Here is a 25,293-nt window from a genome sequence, read left to right on the forward strand (position 1 = left end):
GAAACTGACCAAAGAGAAACATCATTACTGACGTATCCATACGCCAACCCCCGAAGAGGCTGGTCTTTGATCCAAAGGAATTTCTCGCAATCCAACAAAAGTCAGATCGACGAGGAATAAATTGGCATTTGACAAGTGCACGCTGTTGAGTTCTCAAGGAACGGACGCACCCACAGAAACGATCTCCCGACCTACCCGTGAGGCAGTTCACTACCTTCACTGACCCCGAACTCCGGAACCACAGTGGGACCTCACGAAGAGATCAACCTCGGGCGCCGGCTCGCGGGCCAGAACCAAAATCCTACACCATCCAGCGGAGGATTTGGGATGTTCACCACTTGAGAGGACGCGGGGCCTTTCGGCCGCTCCGCTCTCCCCTGTGGGGCGAACAAGTAATAAGTTACGCCGGATCGACCACTCCGTCGAATCGACACCCCGCCCCGGGCGTGTCGTTGCCGATTTTTCCCTCGACCATCAGGAAAAACCCGGAGATGCGCCCGGACTTCGGGCCGGAGGTGATCGAGGGTGTCCCGCGATCACGCAGCGAGATGCAGGACGGCCGGCGCGCCCGCGGCAGCATCCATCGAACCGCCGGTGAACTCGATGCCGCCGAAGAACATCGCGCCGATGACGAGAGCGAACACGAACAAGATCGCGAGGAAAAGCACGGCGACGCCGGCGAGCGTGATCAAGAGCGGGAGTCGAGAAGCCATGACCCCATCCTGCCGTCGGCGGGACCATCGTGCCCGGGGCTTGCGGACGGCCCGGAAAGATCCCCGCAATGACCGAAGGCCGGCACCCCAGAGGGGTACCGGCCTTCGATGCGGGACCGATCAGCGACCGGAGAGCTTCTCGCGAAGCGCAGCCAGCGACTCGTCGTCGGCGAGGGTGCCCTGGGCGGGCGACTCCGACGAGAAGGACCCACCGAACGAACCGGAGTCCGTCGGGTTGGCAGCCTCGGCCTCGATGGCCTTCGCGACAGCGGCCTTGTGGGCCTCCCAGCGACCCTGGGCAGCGGCGTACTCCTGCTCCCACTGCTCGCGCTGAGCGTCGAAGCCCTCGAGCCAGGCACCCGACTCGGGGTCGAAGCCCTCGGGGTACTTGTACTCGCCGCGCTCGTCGTACTCGGTGGCCATGCCGTACAGCGCGGGGTCGAACTCGGTGCCGTTGGGGTCGACCGACTCGTTGGCCTGCTTGAGCGACAGCGAGATGCGGCGACGCTCGAGGTCGATGTCGATGATCTTGACGAAGACCTCTTCGCCGACCGACACGACCTGCTCGGCGAGCTCGACGTGCTTGCCCGACAGCTCGGAGATGTGCACGAGGCCCTCGATGCCGTCGGCCACGCGGACGAACGCACCGAACGGAACGAGCTTGGTGACCTTGCCCGGCGCGATCTGACCGATCGCGTGGGTACGGGCGAACACCTGCCACGGGTCTTCCTGCGTCGCCTTGAGCGAGAGCGACACGCGCTCACGGTCGAGGTCGACCTCGAGGATCTCGACGGTGACTTCCTGGCCCACCTCGACGACCTCGGAGGCGTGCTCGATGTGCTTCCAGGAGAGCTCGGAGACGTGGACGAGGCCGTCGACGCCGCCCAGGTCGACGAACGCACCGAAGTTGACGATCGACGAGACCGTGCCCTTGCGGACCTGGCCCTTGTGCAGGTTGTTGAGGAACGTGGTGCGCGACTCGGACTGCGTCTGCTCGAGCAGGGCGCGGCGCGAGAGCACGACGTTGTTGCGGTTCTTATCGAGCTCGAGGATCTTGGCCTCGATCTCCTGGCCGAGGTACGGCGTCAGGTCGCGGACGCGACGCAGCTCGATGAGCGACGCCGGGAGGAAGCCGCGGAGGCCGATGTCGACGATGAGACCACCCTTGACGACCTCGATCACGGAACCGGTGACGACACCGTCGTTCTCCTTGATCTTCTCGACGTCGCCCCACGCGCGCTCGTACTGCGCACGCTTCTTGGACAGGATGAGGCGGCCTTCCTTGTCCTCCTTCTGGAGGACGAGGGCCTCGACGTGGTCGCCCACGTTGACGACCTCGTTGGGGTCGACGTCGTGCTTGATCGAGAGCTCGCGGGAGGGGATGACGCCTTCGGTCTTGTATCCGACGTCGAGGAGGACCTCGTCGCGGTCGATCTTGACCACGGTGCCCTCGATGAGGTCGCCGTCGTTGAAGAACTTGAGCGTCTTCTCGACAGCGGCCAGGAAGTCTTCGGCCGAGCCGATGTCGTTGATCGCGACCTGCTTGGTAGCGGGAGCGGTCGTTGCGGTAGTCATGTAGTGGGTTGTCCTAGTTGGGTGGGTGTCGGGCTCCGACTCCTGCGCCCGTCGGTCCGGCGGACCGGGGCCGTCGGCATCCGCACGCCCGAGGGCGAACGCATGCCACGAGTCGAAGCGAAGCGGATTTGTTCGTGCGATGTCACGGGTCCGCCCGAAGAATCGGGTGAAGCCCCACGAGTGACACTCCAGTCTAGCGCACGCTCCCGCCACCGCGGAGACGGCCTCGGCGCCGCACGTATTCGACGTCGCCCATCGAGGCTTCCGGAGCGCCGCGTGACGACCCGGCGGAGGGGAAGGACATCGGCGATTCGCCTCGGATCGGCGCTTTTCGCGGGGGCATCGGAGGGTTTGCGCCCAGGTGCCGTCCAGATTGGCGTGCCAGGCTCCCGGTTTCGTGCCCGCCGAACGCGGGTCGGACGGTGACACCCGCACCGCCCTCCCTCACGTGAAACCGGTTCTATGCGCTCTGATTCGACGTCCCTCTCCAATCGTCGCTCCCGTCGCCAAGCCGCCCGCCGCTCCCGCCGTCGTCCTGTGACGACCGCGGGCGCTCTGGTGCTCGGCGTCGTGGCGGCCGCGGCTCTCACCGGCACGGTGCCCGCCGCCACGGCCTCTCCCGCCGATCTGTCGACCGCGACCTTCTCGCTCGCGTCGACGACCACCCCCACCGCTCTTTCTGCCGCCCGAGGACCGGAAGCCCAGGAGGCACGCGCCGCGACCACCGCCGCGACCGCCTCGATGCAGGCCGTCACGTCGGTGCAGAACGACATCGCCGCGTCGGGTCTGGACATCGGCCAGCCCGCCGACGTCGACACTGCCGCGCTCGAGAAGGCGACCGAGCGTCTCGAGGCGGCATCCGCTCTTCCCGACACCTTCCTGCCGAACCTCTCCGACGACGTGACCGCGGCGACCACCGCCGTCGACCAGCGCGTCGCCGAGCTGCGCGGCGGCCTCGACGCCGCCGTGGCGAAGAAGGCCGAAGAGGAGGCCGCCGAGAAGGCCCGCCAGGAGGCCGAGGCGGCTGCTGCGGCGAAGGCCGCCGCAGAGAAGGCCGCGGCCGAGGAGGCCGCCTCGAACAGCGGCAGCGGCTCCGGCAGCGGGAGCAGCGGCGGCGGCTCGTCGTGGACTCCCCCGGCGTCCGGCGGCGGCTCGGGCGACAACAGCCCGGGCGGTGCTCAGGCGACCGCGCGCGGCATGCTCGCCGGCTACGGCTGGGGTGACGACCAGTTCTCGTGCCTCGTCTCGCTGTGGAACAAGGAGTCGGGCTGGAACTACCAGGCCTACAACTCCGGAAGCGGCGCCTTCGGTATCCCCCAGGCTCTGCCCGGAAGCAAGATGTCGTCCGCCGGTGCCGACTGGGCCTCCAACGCGGGTACGCAGATCGCGTGGGGTCTCGGCTACATCTCGGGTCGCTACGGCAGCCCGTGCGGCGCCTGGGGCCACTCGCAGTCGGTCGGCTGGTACTGAGCTGACCGGTGACCGGCTCGCGAACCGGTCACCGCCACTGCCACATCGAGCGCGTCGCGCCGGAGAACCCTCCGGCGCGGCGCGCTTCGCTCATCAGCGCGAGGTTCTCGGGGCCGGAGAACTCGTGCAGCACCGCCGGTCCGACGTGCACCTGCCAGGCACCGTGGAACCGCACAGCGTCGTCGCGACGGCGGCCGATGGCATCCGGGACCGAGAGGAACTGGCGCGCTCGGCCCCGGCCCGCGTGCTCCAGGACCCGGCGCACCCACCACGGCCCTCCCCCGCGGTCGATCTCCAGAACGAAACGGGGCGAGCGGACGGGTCCGCACAGCTGCTCGACGGCGTCGGCGAAGGTGCGCTGATCATCGAGTCCGGCCCGCGGCATCCGGACCTCGACGCGGATCCCGTCGCCGCCTGCACCCGTGACCTCGACCGTCGGTGAGGTGGGGCGGGCGGCGACCCTGCCGCTCTCGGACAGCGCGGTCCACACCACCCTCGCGATGCGCATGAGGGTGGCCGGGGCGTCGCGGCTCTGCCGTCGCGTGCGACGCCAGGCACGGCCGAACGAGACGGACAGGAGCACCCCCGTCACGGCCGCGACCGCGGCGAGCGGAGCACCCACCGCCGTCGGCAGGAAGAACGCCAGGACGACGACGGCGGCCGGCAGCACCACGGAGCCTCCGAGCCAGCGGCCCAGCACGCGAGTGGCGTCGACGGAGGTCGAGAAGGCCGGAGCGCGATGCGGGCGTTCGACGACCACAGCGGCCTCCTCCGTGTCCGCGTAGGGGGTGCCGACGCACCACGCGGCGCGGGTGTCGGCGCGTGGAGGGACGCCGGCGAGGGCATCGACGGCACGCACGGACGAGCCGGGGTCCTTCGCGAGGACGGCGTCGAGAGCCGCGCGACGATCGCGATCGAGCGCCGCACCGAGACCGCGCACGACGGAGCCGGGACGATCGGCGTCGAGACCCCAGAGACGGGCGTGCTTGCGACGGAGGCGGGCGGCATCCGGTTGCGCGGAGAGAGAGGACGTGGGCGGCAGGATCGCGGTCACGGTCCAGTTGTGGGCCACCTTCTCCGGCCACTGCGGGTCGAGGCGCAAGGTGCGTCCGCGCAGCTGCTGCGTCGCGGACGCCGTCGCCACCGCGGTGAGGTCGACGAGCGTGTTGACCGCGGGGCAGTCCCAGCCTTCGCCGAAGAGTCCGCGCGTTCCCACCACCACCTCGATCTGTCCCGCGGCGAGCAGGCGCGACGCCGCGCCGGTGACCCCGGTTCCCGTCGTCCCGCGCACCTCGACGGCGGACGGGTCGTCGGCGCAGGGGATGGTCTCGAGCTCGGCGCCGAGCTCACGGGCGAGGGCGAGAAGGATGACGGGCGCGTGGCGGGTGGAGACGCGCACGGTCGAGGACGTGATGAGGACCGCCCGCAACGCGGCGGTGGCGGCATCCGTCGAGAGGACGGAGAAGGTGCGCACCGCTCCGGCGGACCCGAGCAGGCCGCCGTGCACGTTCCCGTGCGTGACGAAGTCGGTCACGACGAGGGCGCGCAGACGGTCGCCGAGCTGCGCACGCTCGACGGCGAGGATGTCGCAGGCGCCGCGATCCTTGGCGAGAGACGAGGCCAGCACGGTGTCGATGGGGTCGCGGGTGCGCCGCACGCCGCGGTCGGTGAGGGCGTAACCGAAATCGGCGAGGAGGCGGCGCAGACGTCTCCAGTCGGCCTGACGATCGGGGTCGGGAAGTACCCGATCGAGGGCGTAGCGGCCGAGCAGACGCACGGTCTCGTCGGTGGTGGGTGACCGACGGGCCACCGCGGGGAGCCTCGCCACCAGGGGATCGTCGGGGGCGATCATCGAGAACATCGCCGCGGCGGCTTCGGCTCGCGCGAAGTCCGCCGAGAACGCCTCGGCCAGGCCCTTGTCGATCCGAGCGAGGTCGGCGCCCACGGACGTCGAGGTGCGGACATCACGCGGCGGGGACGGCGGAGCCAGCGGATCGGCGATGGGGGCGGTGGCAGCGGCGGGCGGCTGCAGCGCGTCGCGGAGGTATGCGCGTCCCGCTCCGACCGCGAACGTCGTGCGCAGCGCCTCGTCGAGGGCCGCGGCGTGCGCGGAGAGGAAGGCGCGTTCCTCGTCGGTCGGCTCGACCGCGTGCACCAGCTCGCGATAGGGAGCGAGATCGCCCTCGCGCACGACCGCGGGCACGGGCACCTCGAGGTCTACCTCTCCGAGGAGGGACACGTAGTTGTCGTACTCGTTCGCGTCGTCGGGTGACGGCAGCGTCGCCGTCAGGCCCACCACGAGCGGCTCCCGGCCCTCCGCACGGATCCGGGCGACGAGAGCCGCCACGACGAGAGCCCAGTGGTCGAGCAGGTGGTGGCACTCGTCGAGGACGATCGTCTCGACACCGGCCTCGACGAGGCGGTCCATGAGGTCACGGGCGCGCGGGTGCAGCGCCGACGTGAGGGCGGCGGCATCCTGTCGGGCGAGCGTGCGCCGCACGGACCGTGACCGAGAGCGGATGCCACGCCGGTACGCCGCGGGATTCTTCTCGTTCAGGGCGTGGAGCCAGTCGTGCGCCTGATCGGGCGTGCGCTCGTCGCCGACGAGTTCGTCGGCCCACCGGGCGCGGGCGAGGGCGGTGAACGGCTGGGCGGTGTCGAGCACGCTCACCGCCTGATACGTCAGGGCGGTGAGGTCGGCGGGCCGGAACGGGTCGTCGGAGACGGTCGCGTCGTCGTGGGCGAGTCCCCGGGCGGCCGCGACCCACTGGGCGCGGATGGCCGTGGTGGGCGCGAACACCACCGCGGGGCGACCGCGACGTGCGGCGAGAAGGAGCCCCAGAAGCGTCTTCCCGGCTCCGGGAGGGGCGACCAGATGGACGGGCCCGCCGGAATCCACGTCCACACGGTCGAGGGCGTCCGCCTGGTAGGCGCGCAGCGTACCGTCGAAGCGCCACGCCGACAGAGGACGGCGCGGTTCGGTCGACACCGCGCCAGTCTAGGGAGGCGTCCGGCGCTCACCGGCGGACCGACACCCCCGGAAAGGACGACGCGTGGATCTTCGCTGGCTGGACGCGCCCGCCGAGGAGGTCGCCGCCGCGCTCGCGGTCGCGGGCGACCGCCCACGTCCGTCGTGGGTGCCGACGCGCCGTCAGGTGCTGCTGCATGTCAACAACGCCCTCGTGCTGTGGTTCGCCTCGATCGCGCTCGTCAGCATCGGCGTGCAGGTGGACGGCGTGCAGGACGGCCGGGTCACCGGGAACGACGTCGTCGCCTTCGTCGTGGTGCTCGGCGTACTCGTGGTATGGCTCGTCGGGGCGTTCTTGCTCTGGCGCTGGGCGCAGCGGCCGGTCGCGACGCGCACGCGACTGCGCCATGCGCGGCGGGACCTCACCGCCCTTGCGAACGGCTTCCTCCCCCGCCCGAGCGCGGCCGCCACGTTCTCGTCGCTCGTCACGGACCACAGCGTGGGTGTGCGCGAACATCCGCGTTTCGCCAGCGGCGACACCGAGTTCGGGACCGTGCGCGCCCGCGCGTCCCGTGCCCGGGCCTGGCAGTACGTGAGTGTGCGCCTCGCCTCGGCCGTGCCCCACCTCGTCCTCGATTCCCGGACGAACGGGCGCGGCGGTGAGCTGCCGGCATCCATCGACCGCGGCCAGCGTCTGCGACTCGAGGGGGACTTCGACCGCTCGTTTCACACCTACGCGCCGTCGGGGTACGGACCCGATGCGCTCTATGTGCTGACGCCGGACGTGATGGCGGCGCTGGTGGACCACTCCCCCGGGTTCGATGTCGAGATGCGCGACGACCGCCTCGTCTTCTTCCGTGGGGCCGACGCCGACTACACGACCGCCGCGGACTGGGAACGGGTGGATGCCGTGCTCCGCCACGTCGTCCCGCGGATCGCCGCGCACGCCGAGCGCTACGTCGACGAGCGCGTGAGTGGCCAGGGGGCCGTGGAGCGCGTCGCCCGCACGCGGGATGCCGACGCGTGGCGCCCGCCGCATCCGCTCATCGCCGCGGACGGTCGGAGACTGCAGGCCCGGACCCCGCAGACGGGACTCGGCCCCGTCGTGGCGCGGCTCGCCTGGTTCGTCTTCCGCGGCGCGCTCTACCTGGTTCCGCTGGTCTTCGCCTTCGCCGGATTCATGTCGATCGTCGACGGTCGATGACCGCCCGGCTCACAGGCCGTTGCGACGGGCGACGACGCCCGCGAGCAGCGCGTGCGAGAGCGGGGCGATCGAGGCGATCATCAGGAGCGTGCCGAACACGGCCTGCTCGGCCTGCAACAGGATGCCGCCGATCAGCAGGCCGGTGAACAGCACGGCCGACACCACCCGGCGCACCATGCGTTCGAGCTCGCGGACACGACGTTCGATGCGGGGCGTCTGCACCGACACGGACCCGTCCTCGAAACGCTCGATAAGGTTGTCGACACGGCGCGGGAGACGCGCGGTGACTGCGGCGACCGCTCCCACCTCGCGCACGAACGCCTGCACGGTGTTCCCGCTCTCCTCGCGGATCAGGCGCTGGGCGTAGGGCTCGACGGCATCCCAGATGTTGAAGGCGGGGTCGAGGGCGCTGCACATGCCGCTGGTGAGCGACATGGCGCGCACGATCAGCAGGAAGTTCTCGGGGAGCTGGAAGGGCAGCGCGCGCACGACATCGCCGAACTCGATCGCGAAAGCGCGGAACTCCCGGGGGTCGACCTCCTGCAGTTCGGCGAAGCCCATGCCGCCGAACCGCGAGAACAGCTGCGTCATGGCGCGCTCGAGCTGCACGGTGTCGGCGGAGGGCAGCAGCACGCCGACGTCGCGGATGCCGTCCACCAGCCCCTTGCCGTCGCGCGAGGCCGCGGCGATGAGCACGCGACGAAGGCCGCGGCGCAGACCCGGGGGCACCTCGCCCATCATCCCGAAATCGATGAAGGTGAAGCGCCAGGCCGGTGTGCCGGCGGCGGTCGTGCCCCCGGTCGGAGTGACGAACACGTTGCCCGGGTGGGGATCGGCGTGGAAGAAACCGTCGTCGAAGAGCTGGTCGAACATGACGGCGGCGAAGCGGGCGGCGACCTCGACGGGGTCGATCCCCGCGGCGCGGAGCGCATCGACGTCGTTGATCTTGATGGCGGTGACGTCCTGCAGGGTGAGGACGCGCCGCGTCGTGCGCTCCCATACGACCTCCGGCACCGCGACCCCCTCTTCGCCACCGAAATCCGCGGCGAAGCGCTCGGAATTGGCCGCCTCGTGCAGGTAGTCGATCTCCTCGAGGCTCGTCACCGCGAACTCCTCGACGAGCGAGGGCATGTCGACGCGGTCCCGCACGAGGGAGACTTTGCTGAGCCAGATGCCGACCTTGCGCAGGGCACGCAGGTCGACGTCGACGATGCGGTCGATCCCGGGCCGCTGGATCTTCAGGACCACGGCTCGCAGGCCGGTCTCGTCCGCGAGGGAGTCGGTCAGGACAGCACGATGGGCCTGACCGAGCGACGCCGCCGCGAGGGGACGCTCGTCGACCGAGGCGAAGGCGCGCTCCAGCGGCATCCCGAGCTCAGCTTCGGAGCGAGCGCGCATCTGCGCGAACGGGACCGCGGGCACCTCGTCTTGCAGGCCCTCGAGCTCCCTCGTGATCTCGGGGGGCAGGACGTCGAGGCGCGACGACATGAACTGGCCGACCTTGATCATGAGGCCGCCGAGATCGACCGCGAGCACGTGAAAGCGCTGCGCGATGCGCTGGAGCCGACGGGTGCGGCCCCGGGCGGAGATCCACCCGAGGCCGAACCGCGGCAGGAACAGCTCGTACCACCACGCCTGGACGAGATAGCGCGCGGCGAACCGCGTGATGCGGCGGTAGCGGGCCTTCATGAGGGCGTCGTCGGTCATCGATCCTCCTGGATGCCGACGTGCGCCCCGCACGCGTCGAGCTCGGGCAAGCCTCAGCCCTGGGCGAGGATGGAGTAGAGCTTACGACGGGCCTCGTCGAGGATCTCGACCGCTTGCGCGACCTGCTCCTTGTCACCCGTGCGCGCGACCTGCGCCGCTGCCTGGGCGAGCTCGACGCCCGCCTTGGGCAGCGCCGTCATGCGACCGCTGTCGCGCGAGGTCGCGGACTCCCAGGGCGCGGTGCGCTCGGTCGTCTCGTCTCCCGCGGCCGCGCGGCCCTCGGGCGTGAGCGAATAGGTCTTGCGCCCGTTCGACTCCTCGGACTGCACGAGGCCCTCGTCGGTGAGCAGCTGCAGGGTGGGGTACACCGAGCCGGGGCTCGGCTTCCACGATCCGCCGCTGCGGTCCTCGATCTCGCGGATGATCTGGTAGCCGTGCATCGGCTGCTCGAGCAGCAACGACAGCACCGCGGAGCGCACGTCGCCCTTGTTCATGCGCGGCGACGAGCTGGTCTTCTGCTCGAACTGCGTCCGCAGCTGCTCGAGACCCTCGAGGATGTTGGACATCGGCCACCCGGGGGTGTTGTTGCCGCCGCGTCCGCCGAACGCGTCTCCCAGGAATGAACCACTCATGACGACCTCCTTCGCGCGGACCCGATCTGAGTCAGCGATACATAACGATATATCGCTGAGGGGTCGCGCGGGCGGCCGCGGAGGAGATTCTCAGTACCAGTTCACGGACTGCGAGTGGCTCCACGCGCTGCAGGGGGTGCCGTAGCCGCGCGAGATGTAGTCGAGCCCCCACGCGATCTGGGTCGCCGCATTGGTCTGCCAATCGGAGCCGAAGCTCGCCATCTTGCTGCCGGGCAGGGCCTGCGGGATGCCGGTGGCTCCACCGTCGTCGTTGTAGGCCTGGTAGTTCCAGCCCGACTCCTTGGTCCACAGCGACGACAGGCACGAGAACTGGTCGCTCCCCCACCCGTACTTCTCCGCGGCGAGCTGCGCGGCGTACGCCTTGGCGCCATCCGGCGTGTTCACTCGAGCGAGGGCCTCGGCGGCCTCCTGCTGCCGCTGCGCCTCCGCGGCGGCAGCGGCTTCGGCCTGGCGCTGCGCCTCGGCAGCCGCGTCGGCGGCGGCCTTTTCAGCCTTGGCCTGGTCGAGGCTCGTGCGCACCTCGGCGACTCGCGCGGTGACGCGGTCGGCCTCGGTCTGGGCGTTCTGACTGAGCGCGGGAACGAGGAGCACGGGGAGGAGATCGCGGGAACCGAGGCGGTCGACGGCGTCGCTGAGCGCTGCGGTGTCGACGGTGGCGTCACCGATCGACAGGGGCAGACCGGTTGCGGCGACGTCGGCCTGCACCGCGTCGGCGTCGGTCAGAGCCGCCTGCGCGTCGCCGAGAGCCGTGTCGGCGCCGACGGTCACGGCATCCAGCGTCGGGGCCGACGAGACCGGCAGGGCGGAACCGGGCGACGCGAAGGATGCGGCCGAGGCATCCGGCAGCGACACGGGAGCGGCGACCGCGAGTCCGGTCGTGGCGACGAGGCCGAGAGCAAGGCCGGCGCAGGTGGCGGCGGTGACGAGGGTGCGACGGGCGCGGTTGACGTGGACGAGCTTCAGATCGGAACGCAGCAAGGAAGGAACTTTCGTCGGGGGCACGCTCGTCGGGATCGAGCGCGGGCTCGTGTCGTCGGGTCGACACAAGTCCCCGAGTGTGGGGGCCGGTTCTGAGCGTTATCTCTTCGTTACCTGAATGGACCGTGGGAGCGCGGGTTCTCCCGACGAGCCGCCGGCGCCCGCGGACGCGACAGGATGAACCCCGCTGAGGCGGAGGCGCGCCGTGGCCCGCTTTGTGACGCTGATCGGGGGTATTTCCGGAAGCCTCGAGCCGCCGAGCGCGTAGAAGCACGACGTCACCGACCGGCCTGCATCAATCCGCCAGCGGGCCGCCGGAGAAATCGCGAAAAACTTCCCGAACGGCCCGCTCTTGCGGAGTGAACTGCTGCCGTCGGCCGGGCGCGGGCCCGCACGGCCGCGCCGGGCGCGCGTCAGCTGCGGTGGGCGCGGTAGTAGTCGAGCAGCGAGCGCGTCGATGCGTCCTGTGCGGCGAGGGCGTCGTCGTCGCCTTCGATCGCCGGCGCGATCTGCAGGGCGAGCTGCTTGCCGAGCTCGACGCCCCACTGGTCGAACGAGTTGATGCCCCAGATCGTGCCTTGCGTGAAGACGATGTGCTCGTACAGCGCGATCAGCTGCCCCAGCACGGAGGGCGTCAGGGCGGGGGCGAAGATCGAGGTCGTGGGTCGGTTGCCCGGGAAGGTGCGTGCGGCCACGAGCGCACCGGTGGTGCCCTCGGCCTCGACCTCTTCGGCCGTCTTGCCGAAGGCCAAAGCCTTGGTCTGGGCCAGGAAGTTCGCGAGGAACAGCCCGTGCACGTCGCGTCCGTCGTCGGCGAGGGGGTACGCCGGGTTGACGAAGGCGATGAAGTCGGCGGGGATCAGACGCGTTCCCTGGTGGATCAACTGATAGAACGCGTGCTGACCGTTGGTACCCGGCTCACCCCAGAACACCTCGCCGGTGTCGGTGGTGACCGGCGAGCCGTCCCAGCGCACGGACTTGCCGTTCGACTCCATCGTGAGCTGCTGCAGGTACGCCGCGAAGCGGTGGAGCTGCTGCGCGTAGGGAAGCACGGCGTGCGACTGCGCGCCGAGGAAGTTCGTGTACCAGACGTTGAGCAGGCCCATGAGGACCGGGACGTTCTCGGCGAGGGGCGTGGATGCCACGTGCTCGTCGACGAGGTGGAACCCGGCGAGGAGCTCGCGGAAGGTGTCGGGGCCGAGGGCGATCGCGAGCGACAGACCGATGGCCGAATCAACGGAGTAGCGCCCGCCCACCCAGTCCCAGAATCCGAAGGCGTTGGCGGGGTCGATGCCGAAGGCGGCGACCTTGTCGAGAGCGGTGGACACCGCGACGAAGTGGTGCGCCACGGCGTCGGTGCGGGCGGCATCCGTGTCGTGGATCGCGCCGGACGCCGCGAGCGTCTCCCAGAGCCAGTCGCGCGCCAGGCGCGCGTTGGTGAGCGTCTCGAGGGTGGTGAACGTCTTGCTCGCCACGATGAACAGCGTCGTCTCGGGGTCGAGGTCGGCGGTCTTCTGGGCGATGTCGGTGGGGTCGATGTTGGACACGAAGCGGGCGTGGATGCCGGCGTCGGCGTACGGGAGCAGGGCCTCGTAGACCATGACCGGGCCGAGGTCGCTGCCACCGATGCCGATGTTGACCACGTGCGTGACCTTCTTGCCGGTGACGCCGCGCCACTCACCCGAGCGGACGCGGTCGGCGAAAGCGCCGAGGCGGTCGAGCACCTCGTGCACATCGTGGTCGACCTGCTGGCCGTCGACGACCAGGGCGGGCTCGGCCCTTGCAGGGCGGCGGAGGGCCGTGTGCAGCACGGCGCGGTCTTCGCTGGTGTTGAGGTGCGCCCCGCGCAGCATGTCGGCGAAGCGCTCGCGCACGCCGGTCTCGTCAGCCAGCGACAGGAGGGCGTCGAGCACCTCGGCGGTGACGAGGTTCTTCGACAGGTCGACGTGCAGATCGCCCATCGTGCGCGACAGGGTACGGGCTCGGTCGTCGTCGGCGGCGAACCAGCCGCGCAGGTCGGGCTGGAACTCGTCGCGCAGGGCGGAGAGGCGGGACCAGGCGGCGGTGGTGGTGGGGTCGATAGGCGCAGTCACGGATCCCACGCTAGCGACCCGCGCGGCCCCGCACAGCGAGGATGACGAATGCCGGGGAAGGCGCTACGACGCGGCGGGGTGGGGAGGAGGGGTGAGGCTCACGGTCGGCAGCGCGATCTCGCGCGCGGCATCCCAGGTCTCGGTCCATCCGAGACGGTCGAACAGCCCGTCCAGCAGCATCGCGGTGAACCCCCACACGATCTGCGGGCCCCCCGCGGTGTCGACGGCGAATGCGGGGCCGCGCCATTCCCGCCCGTCACGACGGATCACCGTCGAGCCCCGCCGCGCCGGGTCGAGGAGATCGGCGACGGGAGCACGGAAGACCGCGGCGGATTCCGCCCGATCGACCGCGTGCACGGGAGTCGGCCGCGCCCACCAGGCGAGCACCGGGGTCACCTCGTGCCGGGAGAACGCGAGGGGGACGGGCGGAAGCGTGCCCAGCACCTGCACGCCCGCCGGGTCGAGTCCGGTCTCCTCGCGCGCTTCGCGCAGCGATGCGCTCACGGCATCCTCATCGTCCGGGTCGACGCGGCCTCCGGGGAAGGCGACCTGGCCCGGGTGGGCGCGAAGGGTGCTCGCACGGGCGAGGAGGAGCACGTCGAGGTCGCTCGGCACATGAGCGGCCCGACGTCTGCTCGGGATGCCGTCGAGCACCCCGAACAGGATGAGCACGGCGGCGGCCCGGACCTCCCCCTCGACCGGCGACGCGCGCAGAGCCGGGGAGATGTCGCCGAGACCACGTGCGAGGAGGTCTTCGAGCTGGGCGCGGGGCGAGGGCATGCGTCGAGGCTATGCCGTGACGGGGGCGCCCGCTGTCGCGTCCTCCGCCGCGGACGTTGCAGGGTCGCTTTCGGAGGGGACGGCGACCTCGATCCAGCGCGGGTGCGCCGAGGTCCCGACCCGGACGCGCCGCATCGGCACGCTCGCCGGCGCGACGACGGGGTCGAGGGACGCCGTGTCTGCGGCATCCGAATTCGTCGTGATGACCGACGCCGTGGCACCGGCCGGGACGGTTGCCTCGACCGACGGCGCCGCGAGCGCCTCGGCGACGATGCGGCGGGGGTCGTACCGACGCGGATCCAGGGCGCGCCACTGCGGGGCGTCGACGGGGACGCCGATCTCCTCGGCCGCGCGCACGCGGGCGGCATCCACCGTTCGACGCAGGTCCCTCACCAGGGCCGCCGCGCGGCCGACGACGACGGGGAGGCGCTGCGGGCCCAGGACGACCGCGGCGATGAGGCCCACGAGCACGAGCTTCTCGAACGTCAGACCGAACACGTCGGTTCCTCTTCCCTCGTGGAGGCCGTCCCGCGGGCGAGCCTCCGGTCGTGCAGGGCGGCGATGAGCAGCGCGGTCGCGTACAGCGCGGACATCGGGACGGCGACGAGGAACATCGACAGCACGTCGGCGGATGGCGTGGCCATCGCGCTGAACAGCACGATCGCGACCAGGGCGTACCGCCAGCTGCGGACCAGGGTGACGGCGGACAGGAGGCCGGCGAGGTTCAGCACCACCAGCACGACGGGCAGCACGAAGGCGACGCCGGTGGCGACCATGATCTTCAGGACGAAGTCGACGTAGGCGCCGGCGTCGAGGATCGTGGAGTCCTCGCTCGCGGCGAATCCCGTGAGTACCGACACCATGTGCGGGAACAGCAGCACCCCTGTGGCGCACCCGGCGGCGAACAGCGGCACCGCGGCTCCGACCGATCCGAGCACGTAGCGCCGCTCGCGACGGGTGAGCCCCGGCAGCACGAACGCGAACACCTGGTACAGCCAGACGGGGCTGGCGAGCACGACGCCCGTCACCAACGCGGACCGCAGGCGCAGGTCGAACGCCCCCGTGACGCTGTCGAAGTTGAGGCTCGCGTCACGCTCGGCGGCGATCTGCGCGATCGGGGCACGGAGCAGCTCCATCAGGGGGTCGTAGAGGAACCAGCCGACGAGGGCCCCGATCGCGACGGCGACCACCGCCCGCATCGCGCGGCGGGTGGCCTCGTCGAGGTGGGCGGCGACGGGCATGGGCGCCGACCGCGGCGCCTCGGGTCGAGGCGCCGCAGCGGCGGGGGCGGCGACGGTGGTCATGTCGTGCTCGGCGGGGAGCTGACGGGCACGGCCGTGGTCAGCGGGATACGGTCGTCGGCCCGGTCGGCCGGGACGGCACCGGTGTCGGCCCCGGAGTCGCCGACCTCGGTCTTGAGGATGCGCACGGACTGCCCGAGGCTGCGGGCGAGGGCCGGCAGCTTCGCGGCGCCGAAGATGAGCACGATGACGGCGAGCACGATGAGGGCGTGCCAGCCGGTGAGGTTCTGCAGCATGGGAGGGTCCTTCCGGGTCAGCGGCCGCCGGGCATGGCGCCCGCGGTCGGGGTGGTGGTGGTGTCGACGCGGACGCCGAGCGAGACGGTCCAGCCGGTCGCGTTGTCGCCCGAGGTCGTGGCGAGCTCGAGCACTCCCCCGTCGTCGCCGAAGACGTTGTCGCTGTCGAGCGAGACACGGGAGAGGTTGGATGCCGAGGACGGGTACGTGGCGGTGTCGGCGTAGACCGTCTCGCAGGTGGCCTGCGGCAGGGCGACCTGCGAGGTGGCGATGGCGTTGGATGCATCGGTGATGGCATCCACGTTCGGATAGACCTCGAAGTGGATGTGGGGCCAGCGACCGTCGTAGCAGCCGGGGAAGATCGAGGTGAAGGAGACGACGCCGTCGTCACCGACCACCTGCACCCCGCGGAGATAGGTCTCGTTCTCGATGCCGGAGGAGTACATCGAGTAGTTCCCCTCGGTGTCGCAGTGCCAGACGTACACGGCGGCTCCGGCGAAGGGCACATCGCCGCCCGCGGTATCGAAGATCGTGAGGTTCAGCGTCATGGGGACGCCGGTGGCCGTGGCTCCGCCGTCGAGGCTGGAGCGCAGATCGCTGCGCACGATCCCGGACTGCTCGAGCACGTCGACGCCGTTCGAGCCGTCGCCGGGGTAGGGCCCGGCGGTCTCGTCGGGGATCTCTCCAGCGGGCAGTGCCGCAGCGGTCGTCGTCGCGGATGCGGAGGGCGTGGGGGTCGCCGACGGGGTCGTGGTCGCCGTCGGCGTCGCCGTGGGCGTCGCGGTCGTCGCCGTGGACCCGGTCGCCGCCGGCGTGCACGCGGCGAGAGTCGCCGCCCCCGCGCCCAGCACGACCAGCCCCAGGATGCCGCGCCGGGAGACGAGCGTGCGGATGTCGAACGGCGCTCCCTGGTCGACGACGGGCTCGTCGGCCCGGTCGAGCAACCGCCCCTCGTAGGTCGGGCCCTCGGGGGTCATCTGGGTCTCGGGGATCCTGCTCACGGTCGCCTCCCGGCTCTCGGTGGGTGTGTCGTCGGATCGAGGATGCGCGGGGCACCCTGCGCGGGCCCTGCGCATTCCTATGAGCCTGCTTTGCGTCGATCGACGCCTTCGATCCACCGGCCCGCCGCCCGCGACGGCGTGTCAGGATGAAGGTCGGGAGGACCGTGATGACGCCGCAGCTGCACGCCGTGACCCTCGTCGTGAACATGCCGATCACCAAGATCGACGCCCTCGACGCCATCGCCTTCGCGGCGGACGGGAACGTCGAGGATGCCGGTACCGCACGGCCGCGCGTGTGGCTCGCCCCGCACGCGTGGGCCGAGGTCGAGATCCCCAAGTTCGCCGACCCGCCACCGTTCGCGATCGACGTCTACTCCGACACCTCGGGCGCGATCGCGTGGGCGCAGGCACGCCGACTGCACGCCGCGCTCGAGCGCTTCGGATGGACCGTGCACCCGCCCGTGGCCGGGGCGCGGTGACCACGGCTGCTCCCGCGCCGCGCGCGCGGCTGCTCTACGTCGAGGACGACGCCGAGATCGCGGCCATGACGCTCGAGGTGCTGCGTGAGGTCTACGACGTCACCCATGAGAGCGACGGGCTCGCCGGCCGCGAGCGCGCGCTGCGCGACCGTTTCGACGTCGTCGTGCTCGACCGGCGCCTTCCCGGCTGCGACGGGGCCGAGATCGTGCGCTCCCTGCGCGCCGCGCACATCACGACGCCGGTGCTCATGCTGACGGCCCTGGGCGCGGTGTCCGACCGGGTGGACGGCCTGGATGCCGGCGCGAACGACTACCTGCTCAAGCCCTTCGACTTCGACGAACTGCTCGCGCGGCTCCGCGCGCTCCTTCGCGCCTTCCGGGCGGAGGGACGTCGGCGCGAGGTGTCCGACTGGACCTACCTCCCCGATACCGGCGTCGCGTACGGCCCGAGCGGGGCGCGCGTGGCCCTGACGGCGACCGAGAACGCCGTCCTCGACCTGCTCAGCCGCAGCCCCGATCACGTCTTCTCGCGCGAGGAGATCGCGGGCGCCGTGTTCAGTTCGCCCGATGCGGTGACCACCGTCGACACCTACGTCCATTACGTGCGCCGCAAGACCGCCACGGAGGTCATCGAGACGGTGCGTGGACGCGGCTACCGCGCGGGGACCGCTCGGTGAGCGCGGAGGACGACCGTCGGGTCGTCCGACGCGCCGCCCTGCGCGTCGGGGCGCTCGTGGCCGGGGCCTCCGTCGTCGCGATCGCGGGGGGCGTCGGCATCCTGGTCTGGGTGCTCGTGTCGGGCGCGCGCGAGGAGGGGGGTGGGCACCGCCCGGGGTTCGGGCCCCCCGGCGGCGACCGCTTCGTCGTCGATCTCGACGACGTGCTGCCGCGGGTCATCGGGCTCGGACTGGTGGGGGTCGTGGTGCTCGGGCTCGTGGGCTGGGCCGCCGCGCGCTGGTCGGTGGGTCCGCTCGACGACGCGCTCCGCCGCCAGCGCGCCTTCGTGTCGGACGCGAGTCACGAGTTGCGCACCCCGCTCACCGCGTTGACCAGTCGTATCCAGATCGTCCAGCGGCGCCTGCAGCGCGCCGAACCCGCCGACGAGCCGGTCGCGCAGCTGCGTCGTGATGCGCAGGTGCTCGACGACGTGCTCACCGACATGCTGCTCACCGCCGAAGGGGCGGCCCAGACCGGCACCTCTTCGATCGCGGCCAGCGTGCGCGCGGCCGTCGCCGGCCTCGATGCGCTCGCCGACGACGCAGGGGTGAATGTGCGCACCGGCGCCCTCGCCGATGTCGTCGTCGCCGTCCCCGCGGTCACGGTGGTGCGCATGTGCACCGCGCTGCTCGACAACGCCGTCGGTCACACGCCCGCCGCCGGGACGGTGACGGTCACGGCCCGCGACGAGGGCGACGACGTCGTGATCCGGGTGGCCGACGAGGGGCACGGGATCGCGGATGCCGACCTCCCCCGCATCTTCGAACGCTTCGCGCGCGGCGCCGAGTCGGGCCGGCGTCGCGGCTTCGGTCTCGGGCTCTCGCTGGTGCGCGAGGCCGCGGCGCGCGCCGGCGGACGGATCGAGGTGGAGAGCACGTCACCGGCGGGCACGGTGTTCGCGCTGCGTCTGCCGCGCGCCCGCTGAGAAGCGCGGTCAGCCCGCCACGGCGGAGCGGAACGCCGTCACCTCGACGCCGCCCGCGAAGCGTCTGACGTCACCGTGCTCCCACACCACCCCGGATGCCACGGGTGCCGCCGGCATCCATGCGAAGTCGTCGACGCCGGCGATCGCCGCGACCGTCGCCCACGCGTCGGCGGTGGCGAGGTCGTCCGCCAGCACCGTCGCGCTGACCGGGCCCGCGCGGCGCTCGCCGGTGCGCGGATCGACGAGGTGGGCTCCGCGCTCGGCGGTGCCCGAGGTCGCAACGGCCCCGTCGACGATCTCGACCGTCGCGAGCAGGACGCCCGCGTGCACGGGGTGGGCGATTCCGACCGTCCACGCGTGGTCGCTCCCGGGGGCCGTGCGCAGGCGCATGTCTCCCCCGACGTTGAGGCCGACCGCTTCGACGACCCCGTCCGCGAGCAGTTCGTCGAACGCCGCGGCCGCGGCATCCACCGACCACCCCTTCACATACCCGGTCGGATCGAACCAGCCCTGCCAGTGCGCGTCGAAACGACCGCCCGACGCGAGGCGCAGATCGCGGCATCGCTCCGCGACCTCGGCGACCCGCGCATCGAGCTCGCCGAGTTCGAGGCCCTCGTCGCGCAGGCGCGAGACGTCGGAGTCCACGCGATAGGTCGAGAACACGCGCTCGTCGTCGCGCAGGCGGGCGAGGGCCGCGGCGATCGCCGTCTCGACGGCGACGGTGCGGGCGCCCTTGACCGCCAGCGAGGCGACGGTCCCCATCACGGGCTCGGTCACCGTGAACGCCGGCGCCGTCACGATCGGGCCTGGTCGAGGGCGGACTGCAGCGAGGTGCGGTACCCGGTGCTCGTATACGTGGCACCGGAGACCATGTCGACCTGCGCGCTCTGCGCCTGGATCGTCTCCTGCATCAAGGTGGGCAGCGCGCGCGAGTTGATCTGCTGGTCGCGTCCGTTCGACGAGGGGTACTCGGGCACCTGCACGTCGGTGATCGAGCCGCCCGACACCGTGATCTGCACCTGCACGGGTCCGTACCGGGTGTTCGCGGACGAGCCGGTGTACGTGCCGTCGCGGAGTCCGCGGGAGGTGGTCTGACCGGCCGCGCCGGACGGCGAGGACCCGGATGCCGAGGAGCTCGACGACGACGACGCGGACGGAGTCAGGGAGCTCGACGACGACGACGACGCGGACGGGGTCGGGGCGGGGGCGGCCGCCGTCGTTCCCGTGGACACGGGAGCGACGTCCGACAGCGCGCCGGCAGAATCCGGGGCGACCGAGGTGCGGTAGCTGAGGAGCAGCACGAGGCCCGTCACCGTGGCCATGACGGCGTAGACGATTCGTTTCATCGGGTCCTCCTCAGACGGTGAAGGCTTCGAGATGGATCTGAGCCGACGGGACGCCGGCACGGCGGAGGTCGGTGCGCACGGCGTCCATCCAGAGTCGGGGGCCGCAGAGATAGACGTCGGTGTCGGCGGGACGAGGAGCCACGTACCGCACGAGATCGGCACCCGCCCACGCAGCGTGCGACTGCGGGAGCCACGGCGAGGCGGTGGCCGCGCGCGGGCCGGGCAGCGCCGCGTGCCGAAGGCCCCGCTCCCGCTCGAGGCGCTGGATCGCGTCGACGCGGAGCGCGTCGCCCGCGGTATGGTCGCGCACGAGCAGCGTCGCCTCGCCGGGGGCCCAGCGGGCCTCCTGGAGCAGGGCGACGAGCGGGGCGACGCCCGCCCCGGCGCCGATCATCAGCAGCTCGCGCCCGCGCCGCTCGTCGGTCGTGAGCGTGCCGTAGGGCCCCTCGATCAGCACGCGCGTGCCGGGACGCAGGGCGGCGAGTCGGTGCGTGCCGTCGCCCACCAGGCGGGCGGAGATCACGAGCTCGCGGCCGTCGGGGGCCGCGGCGAGCGAGAAGGGGTGCCCGCGCGTCCAGCCGTATCCGTCGAGGAAGCGCCAGACGAAGAACTGCCCGCCCCGGGCGTTCAACGCCCCGAGCCGGCGGCCCGTCAGGCGCACCGACACCCCGCGGTCGCCGTCGCGTTCGACGGCGCTCACCCGGATGCCGTGACGGAGCGACCGGGTCAACGGCATCCCGAGCCGGAACACGATCACCGCGGCGGCCGTGAGAGCCCACATCGTCCACCAGTACACGGTCGCGACGGGGTTGGCGGTGAAGTCCGCGCCCGTCCACAGCATGTGCGGGATCGCGAGGCCGACCCCGAGGTAGCCGTAGAGATGCAGCAGATGCCACGACTCGTACCGCAGACGACGGCGGGCCCTGCGCACCGAGGTCACCACGACGAGCAGCAGCAGGCCGGTGCCCGCGGTCGCCAACAGCATGCCCGGGTAGTCCCACACGAACTCCCACGCCTGCACCAGCGGGTTGAGCCCCGCCGAGACCGCGTACCCGAGGATCTGCAGGGCGATGTGCGCGGTGAACAGAGCGAACGACCAGAAGCCGACGATCCGGTGCATGCGGGTGATCCCGTCACGACCGAAGCCGCGCTCGAACAGCGGCACGCGCGCCATGAGAAGCACCTGGTAGAAGAGGAGGTTGGCGGATGCCAGGCCCGCTGCCCGGCCGAGGGCGTTGAGGGTGTCGCCTCCCCCCGCGAGCAGCGCCTGCACCTCGCCGCCGGCGACCCACACCGCCACCACGATCAGGCTCGTCGCCCACACGACCGTGACGGCTGCGAGGTTCCAGGCGGCCCGGTTGCTCGTGCGCGGCCGTACCGCGCGGCGCGTGGGCACGGCTGCGGGCGGGGCGGTGAGGACGGGTGCTGCGGTCATGCGCTCAGCGTGCCCGCGCGCTCCCCAGACGGCTCCAAGAAAGCGGGCGGGTGGGCGGATGCATAGGTATTACGTAGGTTCAGCGTCGGTACCCGGCGCCAGGGCGCGGCGGGCTCTCTCGTGAGAGGAGCGCGCGGGAGGCTTCCACCCGAGGCGCGACGGGGACGGCCGGGCGGAGAAGCAGCGCCGACGAGAGCAGGATCAGCGGTCGTTCCAGATCAGCGGCGCCTGTCGGAGCCAGGTGTCGTCTTCGAGGGAGTCGAGGAGGAAGCGGGCGACGTCGGCGCGGCTGATGCTGAACCCCGGCTTCTCCGTGCCTACGAGCGCGGCGCGCGCGGTTCCGCGGGAGGGCGCGTCGGAGAGGGCGACCGAGCGGGCCATCACCCATTCCACGTCGGACGCGCGGACCACCGCATCGACGCCGTGGTGATCGGTGTACCCGTGGCGGATTCCGGAGGTCTTGATGAGCCCCTTCATCAGGGGGTTCAACGCGGGCCAGGAGTCGCCGGCGCCCTGCGTGGAGGCGACGGCGATCCGGCGGATGCCGTTCTCCGTCATGACCGTGAGGGTGTCGCGGGTCGCGTCGGTCATGAACGCGGGCGGGCTGACGGGTGTGGCCCAGGGGTTGTCGCTGGCGCGCGAGTTGTTCAACGCGCTGACCACCGCGTCGACGCCTTCCGCGGCGCGGCGGATGTCGTCGATGCGAGCGGGCGTTCCGGCGACGAGCTCGACGCCATCGGGTGCCACGACGGCGTCGGGGTTGCGAACGAGCGCGCGAACGCGATGACCGCGTTCGACTGCCTGGGACAGGACATGGACGCCGGTGCGTCCGCTGCCGCCGAGAACGAGGAGGGTGGTCATGGGCGTTCCGTTCCCGTCGGCGGCGTCGGTTCTGAAGGGGCGGAGGCGATGGTCTGCGCGAGGGCCTGCGCGTAGCCATTCACGGACTGAGCCCCGGACGCGGCCCGTCGACGGTCGAAGACCGCGAACGGCACACCCTGCACGCCCAGACGCCGGCCCTCCTCGATGTCTTCACGGACCGCATCGGCGTACTCGTCTCCGGCGAGCACCTCGCGGACCCGGTCTGCGGAGAGGCCCACCTCGGCGCCGGCCGCCGAGAGAGCATCCGCGGCGAACGGGTTGAGGTCGCCCGCGAAGAACCGGTCCTGCACGAGCGAGAAGAACTCGAGACCGACGCCCTGGTCCTGCGCGGCCTGGTAGACGCGGTGGAAGTCGAAGGTGTTCGCGTTCAATCGGTCGACCGAGAACGGCAGTCCCTCGCTCTGTGCGAGAGCCTGGATGTGCCGCTCCGCCTGGACGACGATCTGCGCGTCGCCGCCGTGCGAGCGGATGAAAGCGCTCTCGATCGTCTCAGGGGTCGTCGGGGCACCCGGGTTCAGCTCGAAGGAGCGCAGACGCAGCTCGAATCGGTCTCCGTCGGTGCGCCCGGCGATCGCCTCCTGGAGCCGGTGCTTGCCGACGTAGCACCAGGGGCACCCCAGGTCGCTCCAGACCTCGATCACGACGGGTCGGGACGTCTCAGACGGGCTGTCATCAGTCATGTCGCTTACCTCACTTGTAGTGCGTAGCAACATCATCCGACTGTGGAAGATCGTTCACAAAAGGCACTTTCGCGTGCCCGACGAAGGCGCAGGTGCGCGTGCGAGACCGGCGTGGCCCCGCCGCCGCCTCAGCCGACGGAGGCTGACGTCTCGGCGCGAGAGCCGGCTCGGCCCACACCGATCCGCTCGTGCACGGCTCTGTTCGCCGCCACCGTCGCGTGGTTCTCCACCGCCCACTGCGAGAGTTGCAGGACGGCTTGCTGCAAAGACCTGCCCAGAGGGGTCACCCGATACTCGACCCTCGGTGGGACTTCCGCGTAGGCCCGTCGCTCCACGAGCCCGTCGCGTTCGAGCGCCTTCAGGGTGACCGTCAGCATGCGCTGCGAGACGCCCGGGATGCTCGCCATCAGATCGGAGTAGCGCAGCGTCCGTTCACCGAGGGTGCTGAGCACCAGGACGGTCCACTTGTCGCCGATGCGATCCAGTACTTCCCTGATGAAGGCGCTGTCCTCGGGCCACATGGCGCAGGGACCCACCGCTTTCCTCTCCGTGGCCATCTCCCGCCTCCTCAACCGACTCACCGTAGCAAGCGGGTGCCCACGCAGGCTTCCGCCTCCCGATCCCCCGGCACACTGGCCCGGGTTCTCGCGTCAGCCGGCGAGATCCGCGAGCGCCGCGCTGCGCTCCCACAGCTGCTTCGCGAGCGCGGGGTCGTCGGCGAGACGGTTGGTCGACGCCGGCTTGTTGTTCGCGTAGAAGCCGCCCGGCTCCCAGTCGACGCCGGGCTTGCCGAGTGCGAGCCAGGTCAACCGCGCCCCGCCCACCGACGTCGAGGTCATCAGGCGCTGCGCCAACGGCCCGCCGTACAGGAACTTCCACGGGCCATTGCTGGAGGCCCCGAAGTTCGACGCGATCACCCCGGGGTGGAAGGCCACCGCCGACAGGCCCTGATCGCCGAACCGGCGGTTCAGCTCCTTGGTGAACAGGACGTTCGCGAGCTTGGCGTTGCCATAGGCGTTCGTGGAGGAGTAGCGGCGAGCGCCCTGCAGGTCGTCGATGTCGAAGCGCGGGAAGAGCTTCGCCGCGGCGCTGGAGGTCTGGATCACCGAGGCGTCGGAGTCGATGAGGCGCTCGAGCAGCAGGTTCGTCAGCAGGAACGGTGCGAGGTGGTTCACCTGGAACGTCGTCTCGTATCCGTCCGTGGTGAGCGTGCGCTCGCCGAACACGCCCCCGGCGTTGTTGGCGAGCACGTCGATGCGCGGGTACCGCTCGAGGAGGGATGCCGCGAGCTCGCGCACCTGGGCCAGATCGCTGAAGTCGGCCACGAACGAGTCCACGCCGAGCGTCCGCGCGACGCGCGCGGTCTTGTCGGGATTGCGCCCCACCACCACGACCTCCTCGCCGAGCTGCGCGAGCTGCTTCGCGGAGGCGGCGCCGATGCCGTCGCTCGCGCCGGTGATGACGATGGTGCGGGTCATGGGTGCCTCCTGGGTCGTGATGCAGCCACGCTAACGGCGGCCTCGACGTCGACGGCGGGGCTTGCCCCCGGCATCCGGAGTCGTCACAGAACTCACAGGCCGCTCCCAGCCCGGCGGGACCAAATCCGGCACGGTCGACGTTCTCTTCTGTGACGGCCGACACCGGTCGCCATGACGAAGGGACACGAACCGTGAGCACGGAGTACCGGAAGACGTCGGAGGCGCTGAGCCGCCTCACCGACCGCCAGTTCGCCGTCACGCAGGACGACGCGACCGAACCGCCGTTCCGCAACGAGTACTGGGACAACCACGAGGACGGCATCTACGTCGACGTCGTGTCGGGGCAGCCCCTGTTCTCCTCGACCGACAAGTTCGAGAGCGGCTCGGGGTGGCCGAGCTTCACCCGGCCCATCGACGAGACCGCCGTCGTGGAGAAGACCGACCGCAGCCTGTGGATGACACGCACCGAGGTGCGCTCGGCCGGCGCCGACAGTCACCTCGGGCATCTGTTCGATGACGGCCCGCGCGATGCCGGCGGCCTGAGATACTGCATGAACTCGGCCGCTCTGCGCTTCGTCCCCGTCGCGGAGCTCGAGGCGCAGGGCTACGGCGCCTACCTCCCCCTGTTCCGCGAGAGCCGGGCCTCATGAACCTCTTCACCCTCTTCACCCG

The 25,293-nt window shown here is 71.2% G+C and carries 25 protein-coding genes; 6 read left to right on the top strand and 19 right to left on the bottom strand.

Annotation, left to right across the window (positions count from 1 at the left end):
- Positions 1–536: 536 nt before the first annotated feature.
- Positions 537–713 (bottom strand): hypothetical protein, encoded by a 177-nt coding sequence (locus tag ACFZA2_RS00005; RefSeq protein ID WP_315992893.1) that lies wholly within the window; start codon positions 711–713, stop codon positions 537–539.
- Positions 714–833: 120 nt separating this feature from the next.
- Positions 834–2,288 carry a 30S ribosomal protein S1 gene (rpsA, locus tag ACFZA2_RS00010; RefSeq protein ID WP_315992894.1) on the bottom strand — a complete coding sequence of 485 codons (1,455 nt, stop codon included), beginning with the start codon at positions 2,286–2,288 and terminating at the stop codon, positions 834–836.
- A gap of 537 nt (positions 2,289–2,825) precedes the next feature.
- Here rpsA and ACFZA2_RS00015 point away from each other — a divergent pair.
- A complete protein-coding gene (locus ACFZA2_RS00015) occupies positions 2,826–3,758 on the top strand; it encodes a lytic transglycosylase domain-containing protein (RefSeq protein ID WP_391399005.1) in 933 nt (310 codons plus the stop codon).
- A 28-nt stretch (positions 3,759–3,786) separates the two neighbouring features.
- On the opposite strand, the gene ACFZA2_RS00020 is transcribed toward ACFZA2_RS00015, so the two are convergent.
- A complete protein-coding gene (locus tag ACFZA2_RS00020) occupies positions 3,787–6,747 on the bottom strand; it encodes a hypothetical protein (RefSeq protein WP_391399008.1) in 2,961 nt (986 codons plus the stop codon).
- 64 nt (positions 6,748–6,811) lie between these two features.
- Between ACFZA2_RS00020 and ACFZA2_RS00025 the strand changes: the two genes are divergently transcribed.
- Complete coding sequence (locus ACFZA2_RS00025; RefSeq protein ID WP_391399011.1) at positions 6,812–7,930, top strand: hypothetical protein; 1,119 nt, start codon at positions 6,812–6,814, stop codon at positions 7,928–7,930.
- 9 nt (positions 7,931–7,939) lie between these two features.
- On the opposite strand, the gene ACFZA2_RS00030 is transcribed toward ACFZA2_RS00025, so the two are convergent.
- From ACFZA2_RS00030 to ACFZA2_RS00070, 9 genes are all read right to left on the bottom strand, one after another.
- The gene (locus ACFZA2_RS00030; RefSeq protein ID WP_391399014.1) at positions 7,940–9,637 is read right to left on the bottom strand and encodes an ABC1 kinase family protein; all 1,698 of its coding nucleotides are present in this window, start codon (positions 9,635–9,637) and stop codon (positions 7,940–7,942) included.
- 53 nt (positions 9,638–9,690) lie between these two features.
- Positions 9,691–10,269 (bottom strand): PadR family transcriptional regulator, encoded by a 579-nt coding sequence (locus tag ACFZA2_RS00035; RefSeq protein ID WP_315992899.1) that lies wholly within the window; start codon positions 10,267–10,269, stop codon positions 9,691–9,693.
- 90 nt (positions 10,270–10,359) lie between these two features.
- Positions 10,360–11,268: a phospholipase gene (locus ACFZA2_RS00040; protein ID WP_391399016.1), complete on the bottom strand. Its 909-nt coding sequence runs from the start codon at positions 11,266–11,268 to the stop codon at positions 10,360–10,362.
- Between the two features lie 413 nt (positions 11,269–11,681).
- Entirely contained in the window at positions 11,682–13,361 is a 1,680-nt protein-coding gene (pgi, locus tag ACFZA2_RS00045; protein ID WP_391399019.1) for a glucose-6-phosphate isomerase, read from the bottom strand.
- Positions 13,362–13,424: 63 nt separating this feature from the next.
- Entirely contained in the window at positions 13,425–14,141 is a 717-nt protein-coding gene (locus tag ACFZA2_RS00050) for an NUDIX hydrolase (protein ID WP_391399022.1), read from the bottom strand.
- Between the two features lie 9 nt (positions 14,142–14,150).
- Complete coding sequence (locus ACFZA2_RS00055) at positions 14,151–14,639, bottom strand: Sec-independent protein translocase TatB (RefSeq protein ID WP_391399025.1); 489 nt, start codon at positions 14,637–14,639, stop codon at positions 14,151–14,153.
- On the bottom strand, positions 14,627–15,445 hold the full coding sequence (gene tatC, locus ACFZA2_RS00060) for a twin-arginine translocase subunit TatC (protein WP_391399028.1): 819 nt from the start codon (positions 15,443–15,445) through the stop codon (positions 14,627–14,629). Before tatC ends, ACFZA2_RS00055 begins: the two co-directional genes overlap by 13 nt.
- Positions 15,442–15,678, bottom strand: coding sequence for a twin-arginine translocase TatA/TatE family subunit (locus ACFZA2_RS00065; RefSeq protein WP_391399031.1), 237 nt, complete (start codon positions 15,676–15,678; stop codon positions 15,442–15,444). Before ACFZA2_RS00065 ends, tatC begins: the two co-directional genes overlap by 4 nt.
- A 17-nt stretch (positions 15,679–15,695) precedes the next feature.
- Positions 15,696–16,679: a 3,4-dioxygenase subunit beta gene (locus ACFZA2_RS00070; protein WP_391399034.1), complete on the bottom strand. Its 984-nt coding sequence runs from the start codon at positions 16,677–16,679 to the stop codon at positions 15,696–15,698.
- A gap of 167 nt (positions 16,680–16,846) precedes the next feature.
- On the opposite strand from ACFZA2_RS00070, the gene ACFZA2_RS00075 reads away from it, so the two are divergent.
- From ACFZA2_RS00075 to ACFZA2_RS00085, 3 genes are read left to right on the top strand one after another with little or no spacing between them, the layout of a single operon-like run.
- Entirely contained in the window at positions 16,847–17,158 is a 312-nt protein-coding gene (locus tag ACFZA2_RS00075; protein WP_315992908.1) for a hypothetical protein, read from the top strand.
- Entirely contained in the window at positions 17,122–17,835 is a 714-nt protein-coding gene (locus tag ACFZA2_RS00080; protein ID WP_391399037.1) for a response regulator transcription factor, read from the top strand. Before ACFZA2_RS00075 ends, ACFZA2_RS00080 begins: the two co-directional genes overlap by 37 nt.
- Complete coding sequence (locus ACFZA2_RS00085; protein WP_391399040.1) at positions 17,832–18,800, top strand: sensor histidine kinase; 969 nt, start codon at positions 17,832–17,834, stop codon at positions 18,798–18,800. Before ACFZA2_RS00080 ends, ACFZA2_RS00085 begins: the two co-directional genes overlap by 4 nt.
- Positions 18,801–18,809: 9 nt before the next feature.
- Here the strand turns inward: ACFZA2_RS00085 and ACFZA2_RS00090 are convergent, their stop codons facing one another.
- From ACFZA2_RS00090 to ACFZA2_RS00120, 7 genes are all read right to left on the bottom strand, one after another.
- The gene (locus ACFZA2_RS00090; protein WP_391399043.1) at positions 18,810–19,562 is read right to left on the bottom strand and encodes an FAD:protein FMN transferase; all 753 of its coding nucleotides are present in this window, start codon (positions 19,560–19,562) and stop codon (positions 18,810–18,812) included.
- Positions 19,563–19,594: 32 nt separating this feature from the next.
- Complete coding sequence (locus ACFZA2_RS00095) at positions 19,595–20,146, bottom strand: FMN-binding protein (RefSeq protein ID WP_391399046.1); 552 nt, start codon at positions 20,144–20,146, stop codon at positions 19,595–19,597.
- Between the two features lie 10 nt (positions 20,147–20,156).
- On the bottom strand, positions 20,157–21,581 hold the full coding sequence (locus ACFZA2_RS00100; RefSeq protein WP_391399048.1) for a ferric reductase-like transmembrane domain-containing protein: 1,425 nt from the start codon (positions 21,579–21,581) through the stop codon (positions 20,157–20,159).
- 201 nt (positions 21,582–21,782) lie between these two features.
- Positions 21,783–22,442 (bottom strand): NAD(P)-dependent oxidoreductase, encoded by a 660-nt coding sequence (locus ACFZA2_RS00105; RefSeq protein WP_391399051.1) that lies wholly within the window; start codon positions 22,440–22,442, stop codon positions 21,783–21,785.
- Positions 22,439–23,143: a DsbA family protein gene (locus tag ACFZA2_RS00110; RefSeq protein WP_391399054.1), complete on the bottom strand. Its 705-nt coding sequence runs from the start codon at positions 23,141–23,143 to the stop codon at positions 22,439–22,441. The genes ACFZA2_RS00105 and ACFZA2_RS00110 overlap by 4 nt, the downstream gene beginning before the upstream one ends.
- Before the next feature lie 128 nt (positions 23,144–23,271).
- Positions 23,272–23,700: a winged helix-turn-helix transcriptional regulator gene (locus ACFZA2_RS00115; RefSeq protein WP_391399057.1), complete on the bottom strand. Its 429-nt coding sequence runs from the start codon at positions 23,698–23,700 to the stop codon at positions 23,272–23,274.
- 93 nt (positions 23,701–23,793) lie between these two features.
- On the bottom strand, positions 23,794–24,621 hold the full coding sequence (locus ACFZA2_RS00120) for an SDR family NAD(P)-dependent oxidoreductase (protein WP_391399060.1): 828 nt from the start codon (positions 24,619–24,621) through the stop codon (positions 23,794–23,796).
- Between the two features lie 191 nt (positions 24,622–24,812).
- Between ACFZA2_RS00120 and msrB the strand changes: the two genes are divergently transcribed.
- The gene (gene msrB / locus ACFZA2_RS00125) at positions 24,813–25,271 is read left to right on the top strand and encodes a peptide-methionine (R)-S-oxide reductase MsrB (RefSeq protein ID WP_391399062.1); all 459 of its coding nucleotides are present in this window, start codon (positions 24,813–24,815) and stop codon (positions 25,269–25,271) included.
- Positions 25,272–25,293 lie beyond the last annotated feature (22 nt).

Source organism: Microbacterium sp. NPDC007973, from assembly GCF_042958465.1.
Lineage (GTDB): Bacteria > Actinomycetota > Actinomycetes > Actinomycetales > Microbacteriaceae > Microbacterium > Microbacterium galbum.